Origin of the sequence: Streptomyces sp. NPDC091289 (genome assembly GCF_044757365.1) — a bacterium.
Lineage (GTDB): Bacteria > Actinomycetota > Actinomycetes > Streptomycetales > Streptomycetaceae > Streptomyces.
Window position 1 is genome coordinate 1 of sequence record NZ_JBIVUT010000005.1, and the last position, 17,374, is coordinate 17,374.

Here is a 17,374-nt window from a genome sequence, read left to right on the forward strand (position 1 = left end):
GCAGAGATTCCCGGGCCTCTCCCGGCCCGAGGCGTGATCCACATCGAGATCCCGCACACCACCCACTTCACCGTGGTCGGCAACCACCTCGCCCAACACCCCGACCTCAGCTGCACCGCCGTCGGCCTCGCCGTACGCATCCAGTCGCTACCCCAAGGAACCAGGGTCGGCATCAAAGCACTCGCCGCCCACTGCAAAGAGGGCGAGAAGCGCATCGCCGCCGCCCTGCGCGAACTGGAAGACCACGGCTACCTCCAACGAGCCCGCGACCGACGCCCCAACGGCAAGTTCATCACCCGCACCGTCTTCTGCAACCAGCCCACCGCACTGCTCCTCCCCCACCCGGCAGCCCCACAACAACCCACCGCCCCGAGCGAGATCCCCGCGCCGGCCCCGGCCCAGACCCTCGCACCAACGCCGCAGACGCCCGCAGCCCTGCTCGCACCGCCCCCGCTGCCGCTGCCGCTGCCGCCGACCCCACCCTCCGTACCACTGCCGCCCCCGCTACCGCTCGTACCGCCCCCGACCGCGCCCAAGCCCCCGCGCAAACCCCTCCCCCAACCCAGCGAACTCACCCCGGAACTCCAGCACGCAGCCACCACCTTCCTCAGCGACCTCCCCCGCCACACACCCCAGTTCACCCTCTCCGAGAACGACATCCACCGACTCGCCCCCGCAGTCGCCGCCTGGCTCGAACGCGCCACCCACCCCGACACCATCCGCCGCACCCTCACCGACGACCTGCCCAACCCCCTCAACCACCCCGCCAGCCTCCTCAAATACCGGCTCACCGAACTCCTCCCACCCCCACCCCCCGGCACCCACGACCTCACCGCACTCGACACACTCACCCACCGCCCCCGCGTCACCGTCACCCCCTTCCAGACCTGCGACGACTGCGACCGCGCCTTCCGCTCCCCCACCCCCGGCCACTGCCGCGACTGCCGCGAAACCCGCGCACACCACGAGCACCGAACCGACGACATGCCAACCGCAGCCTGATGGGCATACAGGACGGGCGAGGCTCACAACTGACTGTCAATTCACCGACGGCCGACGCGTAGGCCCCTTCAACTTGTCGTTCATCCACTGACCTGTCGCGTGGTCATGGTGCGGAGGGGGCTTCTTGTGTCGGCCGGTCGGTAGCTTCGGCTCGTGTCAGTGCCCACCGCATGTGCTGGGCATGCTCGCGGGTCCCGTCTCGAAGCGTGGGTGACTCGGCGTTTCGCCGGGCGGCGGCCTCGGCCGACTCGGTCCAAGCGCGCAGGACTTCGAGGGGGCGCTGATGCCCGCAGTCCACCTCGTTGCCTGATTGGTCGTAGACGGTGGCCACGTGGCCGAAGCGTAGGGCCACTCGCGCAACGGGTCACATGGGCACCATGGAACTACGCGGCATCTGTCCCGATCATCACTTCAGGGACAGAGCAGCCCAGCGCGCGATGCGATCTCGTCGGCTGGCACGGAGGCTCCTATTCCGAAGACTGGATTCAGGCCAAAACTCCCCATGGTTACCAGCGTCATAGGTAGCGTTTGTGTACACGCATCAGTTAAAGGCCAGGCTGGCGCACCGTGATCGATTTTGAGCCTTTGATAGGCCAACTCTGCATACAAGCGCCTCACTTGTTTATGGTGATCGTTGCGTCACACTGGGCCCCGGCATGGACGTCGCCAGAATAGGGATGTGCATCAATCGGCGATCACGCCACCGCCGCCTCTCTGGTATGCAAGGACAACAGCAAGGACGGGGACCCGGTGAAGGCCGAGTACTACCGGACGTCCAGCTCGGAGACCAAGCGAACCCTGTGGAACCACAGTGGCCCGGGGACCAAGGCCACCTCCGGCGACGGATCCAGAATCTACAAGTTCAAGGCATGTGACGAGAACTACGGATCGCCGGACGACTGCTCGGGCTGGGTCATCCCGTAAGTCTGCTCTCCACCCCAATATGCCGCGCCGGCCCGTACCGGGCCGGCGCGGTGCCCCCATTTTCTGACAAAGGCAAAATTCTGTGAAGCAAAGTGATTCGCCGGGGCTCCGCGTGAGCGGCCTCTGCTATCGGATCGAGGGCCGGACCCTCCTCGACAGCGTGGAGTTGTCCGTGTCTCCCGGCGAGTCGGTCGCAGTGACCGGTCCCAGCGGGTCCGGCAAATCGACGCTGCTCATGTGCATCCTCGGCCTGATAAAGCCGCAGACAGGCACCATCACCGCCGGGGGGCGGGAGATCACCGGGCTCAGACCCACGCAGCTTGCGCAGGTACGGCGGGAGACTCTGGGCATGGTGTTCCAGTTCGGTGAGCTCCTTCCCGAACTCAGTCCGGTAGAGAACGTCGCCCTGCCGATCCTGCTCGACGGAGGCCGCCACCAGGATGCCTACCGACGTGCGGAGGAGCTCCTCGACGAACTCGGCGTCCCTGCCGGTTCCACCCCGACCGGCATGCTCTCGGGCGGCGAACGCCAGCGCACGGCCGTCGCACGGGCCCTGATCACCGAGCCGGACGTCCTCCTCGCCGATGAGCCCACGGGAGCCTTGGACCCCGACGCCAAGGAGGGAGTCGCCCGGCTGCTGTTCACGACTGCCCGCGAGCGCGGCTGCGCACTGCTACTGGTCACGCACGACCTGACGGTGGCTGCTCGGGCCGACCGCCGGCACGAGCTCCTCGGCGGAATCCTGGCCGAAGCAGGAGCCCTCTGATGCAGGAAAGAGTCCGAACCGCGGGAAAGCTGTTCAGGATCGGTCTCGCAGCGGGCCGCTCCACTCCCGGCGACCGTCTGCGCTGGTGGGGTCTGTTCTGCGCCGCCGCCGCGGTCGCCTTCGTCACCTTGGCGACCGCGGCCACCGTTGCGACGTATCACGGCCGCGAGACCAGATCGGATGCCAGAGGGCCGGTGATCACTTTCAGCAAGGACGCCAAGCTGCTGTACCGGGAGGGGATCGACTCTGTCGGCTCCAGGCCCGTATCCGTCGTGTTCCTCCACCCGCTCACACCCGAGGCTCCTCTTCCTGCCGGTGTGGCCCGCTGGCCGGACCCGGGCGAGGTCCTGCTCTCTCCCGAGGTTGTCAGGACCGGGGGCGACGAGGGCATCCTGAACCGGTATGGACGGTTGGCCGGAACCATCACCAACGATGGGCTGGTCACCCCCTCCGAGCGGATCGCCTATGTCCGGGCAACGGACACTCCGCCGAAGGATGATCCCAGGTGGATGGGGGTTTCCGCCTTCGGTAGCGGCGGCGGAGCGACGGGAGAGATGGCCGATCAGCCCCCTGTGACGTCCCCCGTCCTGGCTCTGTGGGCACTGACCGGGCTACCCGCCCTCGCCCTGGCTGTGGTTGCCGCTCGGGTCGGCTCCCGCACCCGTGACCGACGCAGCAGCCTGCTGCAAGCCCTGGGTGGTACATGGCGGCACCGGATGATCGTCAACATCGGTGAAGCCGCGATTCCCGCAGCCCTGGGCACGCTCATCGCATTCGTCCCGTATGCCGTGGCTTCCGTGTGGGACATTCGCCTTGCGCCCACCGGATACATCCTCGATCACCGTGACCTGTGGGCGGCATGGCCGACCGCCATGGCGTCGGCGGCTGTGTCTCTGCTGATCGTGCTGGGCATCGTGGTGGGTACGCACCGCATCAGCCGGGACGGCAGGTCCACCCGCCCCGCCTCTTTCACCTCCCGTGTTCCCGCGTGGCGCCTGGTCGCCTGCGGTGTCGGCGTCGCGCTGGTCCTGACGAGCCAGTACGTGCCCCGCAAGGCCCAGCTCGTCGTGTTCACCTTCGGGACCGTCGTGATGTGGGCCTTTCTTTCCTCGGTCGTGGCGCTCCTCACCCGCCACCTGGGCTCCTGGCTCGCCGCCAACGGGCATCGCAGGGGGCATGCGGGCCGTCTGATCGGCGGACGGTGGACGCACGCGCATCCCGGCGTGATCGTGCGCCTCGCTCTGGCCATGGTGATCGGTATCGGGATCGTCGCCCAGATGCAGGTGTGGACCAGCAGGCTCGGAGTGCATTCTCAGGCGGCAGTCGCCACCCACCAGCGGATCAAAGACACGGTGATCGAGGTGACCGTCGGCGGCATGAGCGTGTCGGAAACGGATCGGTTCCGCTCAAAGCTTCCGGCCGGTTCGATACTGCTGAACCGGACTTTTCACGATCCCGGAACGTCCGAAGACCCCTGGACGACCATAGGAGGATCTTGCCGCGATCTACGCAGGTTGCAAGTGACCTGTGGCGGTGACACCAAGGCAGAAACGAGGAACAGCACGTCGTCGGCCAAGGTGGAAGAGATGGGTCGCTGGTACGGCGACCTCAGATTCGCAGAGATCCCCCGCATCAGCGTGAAGCCGGACGGCACGCAGTCTCTCGTTGTCGTGACCCCCACACCGGGGCAACTCGTTGCGGTGAAGCAGGCTGCGTTCACCCTTCCCCACCCCTCGCTGCAGGTCGAGGCCCTCGGCGGAAACTGGTTGGGGTCCTCGCGTTCCCACCTGCCGAACTGGATCCAGCTGTTCGGCGTCACTGGGATCCTGTTCATTCTCGTGGCCGGTTCGATGAGTGCAGCGGCAGAGTTCGTCCGGGTCCGCCACGCCCTGGCCCCGCTTACCGTCCTGACCGGCCACCGCCGGGTCTTCCGCTCCGTGACCTCCTGGCACCTGACCGTCCCGTTGCTCATCTCCACCGTGGTCACGGGGGCCGTGACGGCGTGGCATTCGGTCTTCTTCATCGCCCTGGTCCAGGAAGGCTCCGTGTCCTGGACGGTTCTCGGATTCGGGATCACCGTGTGTGCTGCGGTTTCCCTGACCGTCGGGTTCCTCGGCGCGCGAGCGGCTGCCCGGGAGGCCAACCTGTGGCGCCCCTCAGCCGATTGAACGAAACACACCCCGGCCGGCTGCCCGGGACGAGTGAGCGTGCAGGAACCCGGTTCCGCACGCGTGAGAGCCTCGCGCGGGCGCGGTGGTTCTGCCGCTGCCGTCGCGCCGACCTCGATCAGGGTCGGAGCGCATGATTCAGGCAGGGGCCACCCTCACGTCCGGCGTGTCCCCAGGTGAGGGGCCAGGTACGAGAAGCCGTTCGAGGCCACCGGTTAAACGACAAGCTCAGTCCCTGCCTTTGAACTCAGCCTGGATCTGGACTGGCTGCAGGGGCAGAGGCAGGATCAGGCGCATGGGAAGCGCGCGGTTTTCGGAGTTGTTCGAACGTGGACGGGATGCATTCCTGTCCGGAGAAGTCCCCTGCCAGGAGCCACCCCTGGACGGTGGCGGACGGTGGGGGATCACTGCCGCTCTGCGACCGGACCCATCCGTCGCGCGACGCATGGAACGCGTTACCTCCGAGGCCATGGCCGTAGCGGGAGACTCGCATTGGCCGACAGGTGCCGCGGCCTCCTCGCATTTCACCATCCGCACATTGGAGAATTACCGGTCATCCATCCCGGAGGGTGACGAGCGGGTCATGCGCTATCAGGCAGCACTTCGGCAGTCGTCTGCCCGGGTGGGCAGCATCCGGCTGGAGCTGACAGGGCTGACGCTCACTCCCGCGAGTGTCATGCTGTGCGCCTCTCCGTCAGGCCCCGCCGTCGAGCAGTTCGCCGAGTGCCTGGCGGAAGAGCTGGCGGATGACGGCTGGTTCGAAGCCGGGTTCAACCGTGACATCTGGTACGCGAACCTGGTCCACTTCACCGGGTTGCCCGCGGATCCCGGCGCCCTGGTCGAGTGGGTCGCCGCCCGCCGGAACCTGGACCTCGGATCCAGCGTGCATACCTGCGTGGACCTGGTCGCCTGGAAGTTCGATGCCCGGCACATGGTGGCGGCAACTCTCGGGAGAGCGGAACTGAGCGGCCCCACGGCTGATGCCGGAGCCAGAGCCGGAGCCGGAGCCGGGTCACAGCCGCAGTCGCAGTCGCGGTCGGAGCGCGAGGTCGTCCGCCTGCCGCCACGGCTACCATCCCGCCCATGACCACCACCACGCGCGACGAGAACGCCTACGGGGAGCAGGACGGCCTCGGGTCCGGGCCCGGGAACGGACTCGTGGACGGATACGCCATCGACACCGACCCGGACCGCATCGACATCGGCCGGGTGCACCACTGGCTCTCCACCGACGCCTTCTGGGCGCTCGGCCGCAGTCGTGACCTCGTCGAGCGGTCCATGCGCGGATCGCTCAACTTCGGGGTCTACGACGCCGAGGGCACGCAGGTCGCCTACGCCCGCGTCGTCACGGACCGGGCGACCTTCGCCTGGCTCTGCGACGTCTACGTGGACCCCGCGCACCGCGGCCGGGGCCTCGGCGTACGGCTGGCGACCGCCGTACGCGATCACCTCGCCCCGTACGAGCTCAAGCGGACCCTTCTCGCCACGCTCGACGCCCACGAGCTGTACGCCAAGGTCGGGTTCGTCCCCGTGTCCGATCCCACGAGGCTGATGATCCTGGGCCCGATGCCGTAGCTCGGGAGCTCGTGAGCTCACGCACCCAGGGAGTTGAGTGCTCCGTTGTCGCTGAACGGGCGCATGGTCAGTCTGTCGGACCCTTGCTTGGATCCGGCCATCTTGATGAACGTCTTGATGGTGATCTTGAATTCCGCGTTACCGCGGTTGGGGTCCTTGTAGGTGACGTGCCCGGTGGACTTGTCGTAGTTGGTCAGAAGGACCGCGTGGACGGTGCTGTCCAGCGATTCCCCCTCCCTTCCGGTCCAGTCGAACGTCTTCTTGTACTGACCCCTCAAGATCTCCTGCCCGGCCGCCCTCATTTCCGCCACCTCCGCGGTGGTGGGCTTCAGGACGGCACGCACGCTGAGGAACATGGGGAACTTCTCCTGGTTTCCCAGGGACATCTTGACGTCGTCGACGTCGTCGGTGAAGTCGACCCGGGACACTCCCATCTTCAGGAACTCCGCGACCTCGTCGCCTTCTCCGCCGACATGCTGGGTCAGGATCTCCGCCCGGGCGTGAGCCTTCTCGAAGTTCTCCACGATGTCCTGGAGGTCAGCGTTTCCGTTCTGGTCGAATTCCAGGATGTGCACCCATGCCGTGCCCATCTCGATCTGACGGCCGAAGTCCCTGAGCTGGGTTTCCGAAATGCTGTCTCCGGGGAGGCCCCGCAGGAGACCCAGCAGCTTTTCCAGGCGCTCGACCATCATGGTCATCGACGTCTTGCGGCGGCTCTGCTCCCGGCCGGCGGCCTTGTCACCGGCCACCCTGGTCGCGAGGGCCGAACCCGTCGGGTGGGTGCCCATGGCCAGGCGCAGGTACGTGGTGTCGATGCCGTAGGCCTGGGCGATGGCCTCGAGGACGAAGAGCCAGCACGAAGGTCCTTGCTGGGGGAACAGCCGGTTCGGCTTGGCCTCCGCCACCCGCTGGACGGCGTGGCCCAGGTCGTGGGCGTACGGCCCGGGAGCTTCCGTCGCCTGCCGCTGAACGGCCGCCTCCCGTACCGCAGGGGCACGCATCACCCGCGTCGCGTTCGCTTCCGCCGCGCGTTCGAAGCGGTCGGACGGATCGGAGACCTTCAGCCCGTCACCGGTGTCCGTGCCCGCGACCTGCCCCTGGCGCTGCTGGATGACGTGCGTGAGCTCGTGGGCGAGGGTGTGTTTGTCGTTGCCGCCGTTGCCGATGACGACATGGCTGCCGGAGGTGTAGGCGCGGGCGCCGATCTCGGCGGCGGAGGCCTTGGCGGCGGCGTCGTTGTGGATGCGTACGTCGGAGAAGTCCGCGCCGAGACGGCCCTCCATGTCGCTGCGGGTGGCACGGTCCAGCGGCCGGCCCGCGCCCCGCAGCACGCCGTGGACGGCGGAACGCTGCACGGGGGCCGGGGCTGACTGCCCGGCCTGTCCGGCCTGCTCGGCCTGTTCGTGGCCGCAGCCGTCGCCGTGCCGGTGCCGGTCCTCCTGACCGCCCGCGGCGGCCCGCATCATCTGGACGACGGCCGCGTTCCCCATCGTGCTCTGGAGGGCGAGAGGGCCGTTGGGCGACGCCCCGCCCGGCTCAACGGGCTTACGGGGCTGCGCCTGAGCCTTGCTGTTCTTCGCACCGGCCTCTCGGGCCCCGTCCTGGCTGTACATGGAGACCTCTTCGCGGCTGAGGGAATGGCTCTCCCTTCATACGCGGAGGCACGGCCCCGATTCCAGGTCCTCAAGGGCACAGTTGACTGGCCGGGGATCACCTGCCGGTCGGCCCCTTCGGCGTTCCTGCGCGGAGCATGCCTCATCGACCGGCCTACCGAGCGGAGCTCGTGACCAGCTCCGCCACCACCTCCCCGTCCTCCTCCACCCCCGTCGGGCGGAAGCCGAGCGAGGTGTACAGGTGCGCGGCGGGCACGTTGGCCGGGGCGTACGAGAGGCGTACGGCCGTGGAGTCCTCGCGGGCCGCGAGCCAGGCCGCCAGGGTGCGTACGGCTGCGCGGCCGATGCCCGTGCCCTGGTGGGCGGCGTCGATCAGCATGCCGCCGATCCAGTACGAACCGTCCTCCTCGTCCCGGGCCCACATGATGTGCCCGGTCACCTCGTCGCCCGCGCGGACGGCCAGCGAGGTCCAGGTGTCCTCGCGGCTGCTCAGCAGCAGATAGCGGGCGGCCAGGGCCGGGACCCAGGCGCGCTGGTCGTCGTGGGGCGCGCTGTCGGCGACCGCCCGCCAGTTGTCCGCGTCCACCGCGTGGAGGGTGACGGGGCGGCCGGTGCTGTCGGTGTGTCCGTGGTCGATCATCCGCGCAGGGTAGGACCGCCCGGTCGCGAGCCACCACGGATTTACGGCTGCGCCATCGCCTGCCGGAAGCCCGTGTTCACCGCGAGGATCCCGCCGTCCACGCGCAGCGTCGTGCCGGTGATCCAGGCCGCGTCGGTGGAGGCGAGGAAGGCGACGGCGGACGCGATGTCCTCGGGGGTGCCGACGCGGCCGAGCGGGTAGAGGGCGGCGGCCCGGGCCAGTTCGGCGTCGCGGCCCGCCCAGGCGTCGGTGCGGATCGTGCCGGGGGCGACCAGGTTGACGCGTACACCGCGCGGTCCCGCGTGGCCCGCGAGCGTACGGGTCAGGCTGGTCAGGCCCGCCTTCGCCGCGCTGTAGGCGTGGCCGCCGAAGTCCTGTTCGCCGTTGACCGAGCCGATGGTGACGATCGCGCCCCGGCCGGAGGCGACCAGGTGCGGCAGGGCGGCGCGGGCGCAGCGGAACGGGCCGGAGAGGGTGATGTCCAGGTCGCGTTCCCAGGCCTCGTCCGTCTCGTCCTCGAAGAGCGTCTCGTCCTCGCTCGCCGCGTAGGCGTTGTTGACCAGGACGTCGAGTCGGCCGAAGGTCTCGACCGCGTACGCCACCGCCGCCTCGACCGCCGTCCGGTCGGCCACGTCGCAGGCCAGGGAGGCAGCCGTGCCGCCCGCCTCGCGTATCGCCGCCGCCGTGTCCGACGCGCGCTTCGCGTCCAGGTCGGTGACGAGGACGGAGGCCCCTTCCGCCGCCAGGCGGTGGGCCGTTGCCGCGCCGATGCCCTGGCCGGCGGCGGTGATCAGGACGCTGTAGCCATCAAAGCGGAGTCGTGTCATAGCGCCGACCGTACTGCTCTGACCAGGGCCTGGGCACGGGGGTCGGCGGTGACTCCCTTCTGGAGGCCGTTGGTCACGTAGCCCAGCGCGATGCCCGATTCCGGGTCCGCGAAGCCGAGGGAGCCGCCCCGGCCCGGGTGGCCGAACGAGCCGGGGCCCAGCAGCGGCGCCGCCGGGCCGTGCAGCATGTAGCCCAGGCCGAAGCGGGTGTTGACGACCAGGACCCGGTCCGGGCCCGCCGACTCCTCGGTACGGGCCAGGGTCAGCGTGGCGGGGGCGAACAGGCGGCGGTGGCCGTCGACCGGGCCGATCATCGCGGCGTAGCAGCGGGCCAGGCCCCGGGCGGTCGCGATGCCGCCCGACGCGGGGAGTTCGGCCGCGCGGTAGGCGGGGTCGTTCTCGTCGGGGAACGGGTCGATCGCGCCGAACGCCCGGCGGGTGAGCGAGTCCGGGTCGCGGTAGGCCTCGACGACGGAGCGTTTGGGGCGTACGCGCAGGGCGCCCGAGGCGGCGGCGGACGACGGGGGTTCCACGGGGCCGATGCGGCCGATGCGGTGGGCCTCGTCGGTGGGGAGCCCGAACCAGAAGTCGAGGCCGAGCGGGCGGGCGATCTCCTCGGCGATCCAGCGGCCGATGGTGCGGCCGGTGGCGCGGCGGACCAGTTCGCCGATCAGCCAGCTGTAGGTCTGGGCGTGGTAGCCGTGGTCGGTGCCGGGCTCCCACTGCGGGCGCTGGGCGGCGACGGCGGCGGGCCCGGAGACCCCGTCGGCGGCCTCGGCGGGGGTGAGGGCGGTGTCCAGGGCGGGGACCCCGGCCCGGTGGGCGAGGAGGTCGCGGACGAGGACGCGTTCCTTGCCGTTCTGCTTGAACTCCGGCCAGTAGGTGGAGACGGGGGCGTCCAGGTCGACCTGCCCGCGCTGGTGGAGGAGGAGCGGCACGGCGGCGGCGATGCCCTTGCCGGCCGAGCGGACGATCTGGACGGTGTCGACGGCCCACGGCTCGGTGCCGTCGACGTCTCGCGTACCGGCCCACAGGTCGACGACCTTGCGCCCGTGGCGGTAGACGGCGACGGCCGCGCCGCGCTCCCCGCGCTGCTCGAAGTTGCGGACGAACGCGTCCGCGACCGCTTCGAATCCGGGCGCCACCGTGCCCCGTACGTCCACGGACGCGGTCACGGACGCGGTCACGGACGCGGTCACGGCCTCCGCCGCCTCCGCCTCCGCGCCTGCTCCTGCCCCTGTGTCCCGTTCCGGTTCCGCTTCCGCGCCCGCCGTGCTCACTCCCGCGCTCCCGCTCATCCCCCCATGGTGCACGCCCCGGCGGGGTGTTCGGGGGGCGGGTCGCCGTGACCACCGCACTGTCACGATCTGTTTACGGCGATGGAACGGTGACCGACCGCGGATCGAAGCCGAACGGCAGCTCCAGCCGGTGGGAGCGCATCAGTTTCTCGTCGCAGAGGAGGTCCTGCGTACGGTCGTCGGCGGCGATGACGCCCTCGCTGAGGATGACAGCGCGCGGGCAGAGCTCCAGGGCGTACGGCAGGTCATGGGTGACCATCAGCACGGTGACGTCCAAGGAGCGCAGGATATCGGCCAGTTCGCGGCGGGAGGCCGGGTCCAGGTTGGACGAGGGTTCGTCCAGGACGAGGATCTCCGGCTCCATCGCGAGGACGGTGGCCACGGCGACGCGGCGGCGCTGCCCGAAGGAGAGGTGGTGCGGCGGCCGGGCAACGTACTCCTCCATGCCGACCTGTTTCAGGGCGTGCAGGACCCGCTCCTCCAGCTCCGGGCCGCGCAGTCCGGCGGAGGCCGGGCCGAACGCGACGTCCTCGCGGACGGTGGGCATGAACAGCTGGTCGTCCGGGTCCTGGAAGACGATGCCGACGCGGCGGCGGATCTCGGCCAGATTCCGTTTGGCCACCGGGAGTCCGGCGACGCGCACCGTGCCCGAGCCGGCGTCCAGGATGCCGTTGAGGTGCAGGACGAGCGTGGTCTTGCCCGCCCCGTTGGGGCCGAGGAGCGCGACGCGTTCGCCGCGTCCGACGGTCAGGTTCACCCCGAAGAGGGCCTGGTGGCCGTCGGGGTAGGCGTAGGCGAGGCCGCTGACCTCGAGCGACGGGGCGTCGGCCGGCGTGTCATCCGTAGAGGTGGTCACAGGGTCCATCCCAGCAGACAGACGGCGAGGGCGAGTGCGGGGAGGGCCGCCGCGTACGCCCACTGGGTGCGGGTGGCGGTCGCCTCGTCGATCACCGGCATCGTGCCCGTGTAGCCGCGGCTGACCATGGCGAGGTGGACGCGTTCGCCGCGTTCGTAGGAGCGGATGAACAGGGCGCCCGCCGAGGCGGCGAGCACCCGCCACTGCCGTACGCCGCGCGCCTCGAAGCCCCGGGAGCGGCGGGCGATCGACATGCGCCGCATCTCGTCGGTGACGACGTCCCCGTACCGGATCATGAACGAGGCGATCTGCACGAGCAACGGCGGCAGCTTGAGGCGCTGGAGGCCGAGCAGGACGGCGCGCAGTTCGGTGGTGGAGGCCAGGAGCACGGAGGCGGCGACGCCGAGGGTGGCCTTGGCCAGCACGTTCCAGGCGCCCCAGAGGCCAGGGACGCTGACGGAGACGCCGAGGACGCTCGTCTGCTCGCCCGGCACCACGAAGGGCATGAGCAGGGCGAACGCGACGAACGGCACCTCGACGACGAGTCGCTTCAGCAGGAAGCCGGCGGGGACGTGGGCCACGGCGGCGACGGCGGCGAGCAGCGCCGCGTACAGCCCGAAGGCCCACATCGCCTCGCGCGGGGTGGAGACGACCACGAGCACGAAGCAGAAGACGGCCGCGAGTTTGCAGTGCGGGGGCAGGTCGTGGACCGGCGAGTGTCCGTGCCGGTAGAGCTTGTGGGCGTGGCCCGCACCCATGTCAGGCGTTCTCGTGATCGCGGGAGGCGTTGTTCCGCTCGTCCCCCTCGCGGCGGCGGCGGACGACCCAGAACACGCCGGTGCCGACGACGACGGTGGCGCTGACGCCGATCACTCCGGCGAGGCCGCCGGAGAGCCGGGCGTTGGCGATGTCGCCGACGCCGTAGTCGGCGAGCGGGGAGTCGGCCGCGCCGTGCTCCTCGGCCTTCTCGTCGATGCCCTGGTCGGCGGCGACCTTCTCCAGGCCGTCCGGGTTGGCGGAGGCGTAGAAGGAGACGACGCCGGCGAGCAGGAACGCGGAGACCAGGCCGGTGATCCAGAAGCCGCGGGTGGAGCGGTGGGCGACCGGCTCGGGTTCGCGGGTGGCGGCGGGGGCGTCGACCAGTTCGCCGTCGATCCGGAGCTTGAGGGGGGCGGCGATTCCGCTGACGCCGTGGACGAGGTCGGGGCGTACGGCGAGGACCGCGCCCACGGTCAGCGCGGTGATGACCGCCTCGCCGATGCCGATCAGGACGTGGACGCCGACCATGGCCGTGAAGACCTTGCCGATCGGGATGTCGGTGGTGCCGCCGATCCAGTAGAGGAGGGTGAAGGCGGCGGCCGCGGCCGGTACGGAGATCAGTGCGGCGACGAAGGCGGAAGCGGTGGCGGACCTGCGGGTGCGCGGGAGCACCCCTGTCAGCAGCCGGAACAGGGCGTACGCGACGACGACGGTGACGACGCCCATGACGGTGATGTTGACGCCGAGGGCGGTCAGGCCTCCGTCGGCGAAGAAGATGCCCTGCATCAGCAGCACCACCGCGACGCAGAGCACCCCCGTATAGGGCCCGACGAGGATCGCGGCCAGCGCCCCGCCCATGAGGTGCCCGCTGGTGCCGGCCGCGACGGGGAAGTTCAGCATCTGCACGGCGAAGATGAAGGCGGCGACGAGCCCGGCGAGCGGGGCGGTGCGCTCGTCCAGCTCGCGGCGCGCGCCGCGCAGGCTGACGGCGACGGCGCCGGCGGCGATCACCCCGGCGGCCACGGAGACAGGTGCATCGATGAAACCATCGGGTACATGCATGGGAGGCTCCGCTTTCTGCGGGTCCGCACGGTCTCCGCGCCCGTGTGGACGCGGTCCCGCGGGCGGGGTCATGAACCCATCAATAATAGTGCTCTCCTGCGAACCATGCGCAAGAGCGGCAGCCCGGCACTTGTACCCAGCGCGACCCCGGGCTCACCGCGCCACTTCCGTAAAATATGGGACATTAGAGGGCAGAGCTACACATATAGGAGGAGCCGGCCTATGTCCCCTGTCGTCGAAGTACATGCACGAGCCCGGCTCATCACCGATGGCCCTCTGACCCGTCCGGTCCCCGTGGACCTGCGCTACGACCCGGCCGACGAGCGGCGCACCGTCCACATCGGGCTGCCCGACGGCACCGACTGGGCGTTCGGCCGCGATCTCCTGGAACGCGGCCTGCGCACCCCGATCGAGCGCGGCGCCGTCCGCGTCTGGCCGTGCGGCCGTACGCAGCTGATCGTGGAGCTGCACTCGACGGACGGGGTCGAGGTGTTCCAGTTCGAGATCCGGACGCTGATCCGCTTCCTCGCCCGGACCCGCGCGCAGACACCGGCCACGCCACCGGACGCCGACCGGGAGCCACAGCCGCCGTCCCGCACCACCACCGCCACCGCCACCCGCCCGGAACGGGGCGCCCAGCCGGCCCGCGGCTGAGAGAACGCCGAGAGAACGCCGAGAGAAGGCCGGGAAACGCCGGGAGGAGACGCCGGGAGGAACGAGGAAAGCCCCCGTGCTGTTCGCACGGGGGCTTTCGCTGTGCCCCGGCCCCCGTCCCCACAGGTAACCGGCGCTTCCGGGGCCGCGCTCCGCTCAGACGCGGACCCCGGAGTTCGGAGGGCTCACAGGCCCCACGCGGATCGGGTCAGACGCGGACGAGCTCGCGCTCACCCTCGCCGCCGCCGTCGCCGGGCCCCTGCGCGGAACCGGGCTCGTCGGTCAGCTGCTTCTGCAGCTTCTCGCCCTCCACGTCCACGTTGGGCAGCGCCCGGTCCAGCCAGCGCGGCAGCCACCAGGCCTTCTTGCCGAGCAGGGCCAGGACGGCGGGCACGATCGCCATCCGCACCACGAAGGCGTCGAAGAAGACGGCGATGGCGAGCGAGAAGCCGATCATCTTGATCATCTGCTCGCTGGAGCCGATGAAGCCGGCGAAGACCGCCATCATGATCACGGCCGCGGCCGTGACCACCCGTGCGCCGTGCTGGAAGCCGGTGACGATGGCCTGGCCCGGGCTCTCGCCGTGGACGTACGCCTCGCGCATCCGGGTGACGAGGAAGACCTCGTAGTCCATCGCGAGACCGAAGACCACGCCGACCATGAAGATCGGCATCATGCTCATGATCGGACCGGTCTGCTCGACACCGAAGAGCGAGCCGAGCCAGCCCCACTGGAAGACCGCGACGACCGCGCCGAGGGCCGCGACCACCGAGAGCAGGAAGCCCAGGGCCGCCTTCAGCGGAACGAGGATCGAGCGGAAGACCAGCATCAGCAGCAGGAACGCGAGGCCGACGACGAGCGCCAGGTAGGGCAGCAGCGCGTCGTTCATCTTCTGCGAGAAGTCGATGTTCATCGCGGTGGCGCCGGTGACCAGCACCTCGGCACCGGTGTCGGACGTGATGTCCGCACCCGCGTCACGGATGGAGTGGACGACGTTCTCCGTACCGGCCGAGGAGGGCCGGTCCTTCGGAATGACCACGATCGTCGCGGTGTCGCCGGCCTTGTTGAACTCGGCCGGGACGACGGCGCCGACGCCGATGGACTCGATCTCCTCGGAGACCCGCGCGGCGGCGGCCTTGCCGTCGGAGCTGTTCTTCGTGTCGACGACGACCATCAGCGGACCGTTGAACCCGGGGCCGAAGCCGTCCGAGAGCATGTCGTACGCCTGACGCTGCGTGGTCGACTTCGGCTGGGCGCCGTCGTCGGGCAGACCCATCTCCAGCGAGGCGGCCGGTACGGCGATGATGCCGAGGCCGAGGACGCCGACGAGCATGACCCAGACCGGCTTGCGCAGCACGAACCGCGCCCAGCGGGTGCCCATGTTCGGCTTGGCCTCGGGGCTCTTCTCCGCCTCGGCGGCCTTGCGCGCCTTGCGGCCCATGACCCGCTTGCCCGCGAAGCCCAGCAGGGCCGGGACGAGGGTCAGGGCGATGACGACCGCGATGGCGACCGTACCGGCGGCGGCGAAGCCCATCTTCGTCAGCATCGGGATGTTGACGACGGCGAGGCCCACCAGGGCGATGACCACGGTCAGACCCGCGAAGACGACCGCCGATCCGGCCGTGCCGACGGCCCGCCCTGCGGCCTCCTCGCGCTCCCGGCCCTCGGCCAGCTCGGCGCGGTAGCGGGAGACGATGAACAGGGCGTAGTCGATGCCGACCGCGAGGCCGATCATCATGGCGAGGGTCGAGGTGGTCGAGCCGAGATCCAGGACGTTGGCCAGCGCGGTGATCGACGAGACCCCGATGCCGACCCCGATCAGGGCGGTCAGCAGCGGCAGCCCGGCGGCGATCAGCGAGCCGAAGGTGATGACGAGAACGACGGCGGCGATGGCGACACCGATGATCTCGGCGGCCCCGGTGTGCGGCATGACCTGGAGGGCGTCACCGCCGATCTCCACCTTCATACCGCTGCTCTGCGCGTCCTTGCCCGCGTCCTTCAGGGAGTCCGTGGTCTTGTCGGTCAGCTCCATGGAGTTGACCTTGTAGGAGACCGAGATGTACGCCGTCGAACCGTTCTGGCTCACGGCCTGCTGCTCGAACGGGTCGGCGACCGAGGCGATCTGGTCCGAGCCGGACTCCAGCTCCTTGACGATGCCGGTGATCGCGCGCTTGTTCTCCGCGTCGGTCACCTTCTCACCGGTGGGGGCCTTGAAGACGACGCGGGCGGTGGCACCGTCGGCACTGGAGCCGGGGTTGCGCTCTTCCAGCAGGTCGAAGGCGCGCTGCGCCTCCGTACCGGGAATCGAGAAGGAACTGGAGGTGGCGGTGGACGCGGTGGCCGCACCGATTCCGGCGACCGCCAGCAACGCCACCCAGATCAGGGCGACGAAGCGGCGGCGGCGGAAGGTGAGCCGTCCGAGCTTGTAGAGGAAAGTGGCCACGGGGGCGTACTCCCGGTCAGGTCGTATGAGTGGAATTGGGCGTGAGGAACCAGCCCGACGACGAGAGCGGCGTGTCAGGTGGAGCGTCGGGGAGAGGGCCGTACAGGTGGGACGGGGACGTCAGACACCGAGAGCGGGGAGAATCACGGAGTCCACGTAATCGACGAGGAACGCCTGGTCCAGCGGGCGGTCCTCGATCAGCTGCCGGGCGGCCAGCGCGCCGACCAGCATGTGCGGGATGTATTTCAGCGCCGGATTGTCCGGGCGCAGCTCACCCCGGTCCACCGCCCGTTGCAGCAGCTGGTCGAGACCGGTCATCTCCGGTTCGATCAGCAGCTCGCGCAGGGCCTGGAGCAGCTCGGGGAACTCATGGACGGCATGGCTCAGACCCCGCATCAGCGCGGCGTCCTTCTCCATCTGGCAGTCGTCGGTCCGGCTCAGCGCGGCATGGAAGTCCCCGCGCAGCGAACCGGTGTCGATGTCCGAGAGGCTCCCCGGCTTGTTGTGCCGCAGCGCCTTCGCCACCAGCTCGGGCTTGGAGCCCCACTGGCGGTAGAGGGTGGCCTTGCTCGACCGGGTGCGGGCGGCGATGGCGTCCATGGTCAGGGCGTCGTAGCCGACCTCGCGGAGCAGGTCGAGGACGGCCTCGTACAGCTCGCCCTCACGCTCGGGGGTCAGCCTGGTGCGTGCCATGTGCCGACCTCCTTCGCTTCACCTGTCCGGTGTCCCGCTCATTCTCGCTCAGTCCCGCTCAGCATCGAACGAAACTGTTTCGTACACCTGAACC

The 17,374-nt window shown here is 69.8% G+C and carries 16 protein-coding genes; 7 read left to right on the forward strand and 9 right to left on the reverse strand.

What is annotated here, in order from left to right:
• From ACIQPT_RS07480 to ACIQPT_RS07505, 6 genes are all read left to right on the forward strand, one after another.
• On the forward strand, positions 1 to 1,002 hold a 1,002-nt coding region (locus tag ACIQPT_RS07480), incomplete at its 5' end, for a hypothetical protein (RefSeq protein WP_401153565.1).
• A 750-nt stretch (positions 1,003 to 1,752) separates the two neighbouring features.
• Entirely contained in the window at positions 1,753 to 1,926 is a 174-nt protein-coding gene (locus ACIQPT_RS07485; RefSeq protein ID WP_319272376.1) for a hypothetical protein, read from the forward strand.
• Positions 1,927 to 2,038: 112 nt separating this feature from the next.
• Complete coding sequence (locus ACIQPT_RS07490) at positions 2,039 to 2,692, forward strand: ABC transporter ATP-binding protein (protein WP_401153567.1); 654 nt, start codon at positions 2,039 to 2,041, stop codon at positions 2,690 to 2,692.
• The gene (locus ACIQPT_RS07495) at positions 2,692 to 4,860 is read left to right on the forward strand and encodes a permease (protein ID WP_401153568.1); all 2,169 of its coding nucleotides are present in this window, start codon (positions 2,692 to 2,694) and stop codon (positions 4,858 to 4,860) included. Before ACIQPT_RS07490 ends, ACIQPT_RS07495 begins: the two co-directional genes overlap by 1 nt.
• A 538-nt stretch (positions 4,861 to 5,398) precedes the next feature.
• A complete protein-coding gene (locus ACIQPT_RS07500; RefSeq protein ID WP_401153570.1) occupies positions 5,399 to 5,947 on the forward strand; it encodes a hypothetical protein in 549 nt (182 codons plus the stop codon).
• Positions 5,944 to 6,435, forward strand: coding sequence for a GNAT family N-acetyltransferase (locus ACIQPT_RS07505; RefSeq protein WP_401153571.1), 492 nt, complete (start codon positions 5,944 to 5,946; stop codon positions 6,433 to 6,435). Before ACIQPT_RS07500 ends, ACIQPT_RS07505 begins: the two co-directional genes overlap by 4 nt.
• Positions 6,436 to 6,452: 17 nt before the next feature.
• On the opposite strand, the gene ACIQPT_RS07510 is transcribed toward ACIQPT_RS07505, so the two are convergent.
• The 7 genes from ACIQPT_RS07510 to ACIQPT_RS07540 form a co-directional block, all read right to left on the reverse strand.
• Positions 6,453 to 8,048, reverse strand: coding sequence for a DUF4157 domain-containing protein (locus ACIQPT_RS07510; RefSeq protein ID WP_401153573.1), 1,596 nt, complete (start codon positions 8,046 to 8,048; stop codon positions 6,453 to 6,455).
• 154 nt (positions 8,049 to 8,202) lie between these two features.
• Positions 8,203 to 8,688 carry a GNAT family N-acetyltransferase gene (locus ACIQPT_RS07515; protein ID WP_401153575.1) on the reverse strand — a complete coding sequence of 162 codons (486 nt, stop codon included), beginning with the start codon at positions 8,686 to 8,688 and terminating at the stop codon, positions 8,203 to 8,205.
• A gap of 41 nt (positions 8,689 to 8,729) precedes the next feature.
• Positions 8,730 to 9,515, reverse strand: a complete 786-nt coding sequence (locus tag ACIQPT_RS07520; protein WP_401153576.1) for an SDR family NAD(P)-dependent oxidoreductase — start codon at positions 9,513 to 9,515, stop codon at positions 8,730 to 8,732.
• Entirely contained in the window at positions 9,512 to 10,678 is a 1,167-nt protein-coding gene (locus tag ACIQPT_RS07525; protein ID WP_401154165.1) for a serine hydrolase domain-containing protein, read from the reverse strand. Before ACIQPT_RS07525 ends, ACIQPT_RS07520 begins: the two co-directional genes overlap by 4 nt.
• A gap of 208 nt (positions 10,679 to 10,886) precedes the next feature.
• The gene (locus tag ACIQPT_RS07530; RefSeq protein WP_401153578.1) at positions 10,887 to 11,678 is read right to left on the reverse strand and encodes an energy-coupling factor ABC transporter ATP-binding protein; all 792 of its coding nucleotides are present in this window, start codon (positions 11,676 to 11,678) and stop codon (positions 10,887 to 10,889) included.
• Positions 11,666 to 12,427, reverse strand: coding sequence for a cobalt ECF transporter T component CbiQ (cbiQ, locus tag ACIQPT_RS07535; protein WP_401153580.1), 762 nt, complete (start codon positions 12,425 to 12,427; stop codon positions 11,666 to 11,668). Before cbiQ ends, ACIQPT_RS07530 begins: the two co-directional genes overlap by 13 nt.
• A gap of 1 nt (position 12,428) precedes the next feature.
• Complete coding sequence (locus ACIQPT_RS07540) at positions 12,429 to 13,490, reverse strand: energy-coupling factor ABC transporter permease (protein WP_401153581.1); 1,062 nt, start codon at positions 13,488 to 13,490, stop codon at positions 12,429 to 12,431.
• 222 nt (positions 13,491 to 13,712) lie between these two features.
• Between ACIQPT_RS07540 and ACIQPT_RS07545 the strand changes: the two genes are divergently transcribed.
• Positions 13,713 to 14,144, forward strand: coding sequence for an SsgA family sporulation/cell division regulator (locus ACIQPT_RS07545; protein WP_401153583.1), 432 nt, complete (start codon positions 13,713 to 13,715; stop codon positions 14,142 to 14,144).
• Between the two features lie 208 nt (positions 14,145 to 14,352).
• On the opposite strand, the gene ACIQPT_RS07550 is transcribed toward ACIQPT_RS07545, so the two are convergent.
• Both ACIQPT_RS07550 and ACIQPT_RS07555 read right to left on the reverse strand, forming a co-directional pair.
• On the reverse strand, positions 14,353 to 16,587 hold the full coding sequence (locus ACIQPT_RS07550; protein WP_401153584.1) for an MMPL family transporter: 2,235 nt from the start codon (positions 16,585 to 16,587) through the stop codon (positions 14,353 to 14,355).
• A 120-nt stretch (positions 16,588 to 16,707) separates the two neighbouring features.
• Positions 16,708 to 17,280: a TetR/AcrR family transcriptional regulator gene (locus ACIQPT_RS07555; protein WP_401153586.1), complete on the reverse strand. Its 573-nt coding sequence runs from the start codon at positions 17,278 to 17,280 to the stop codon at positions 16,708 to 16,710.
• Positions 17,281 to 17,374: the final 94 nt, after the last annotated feature.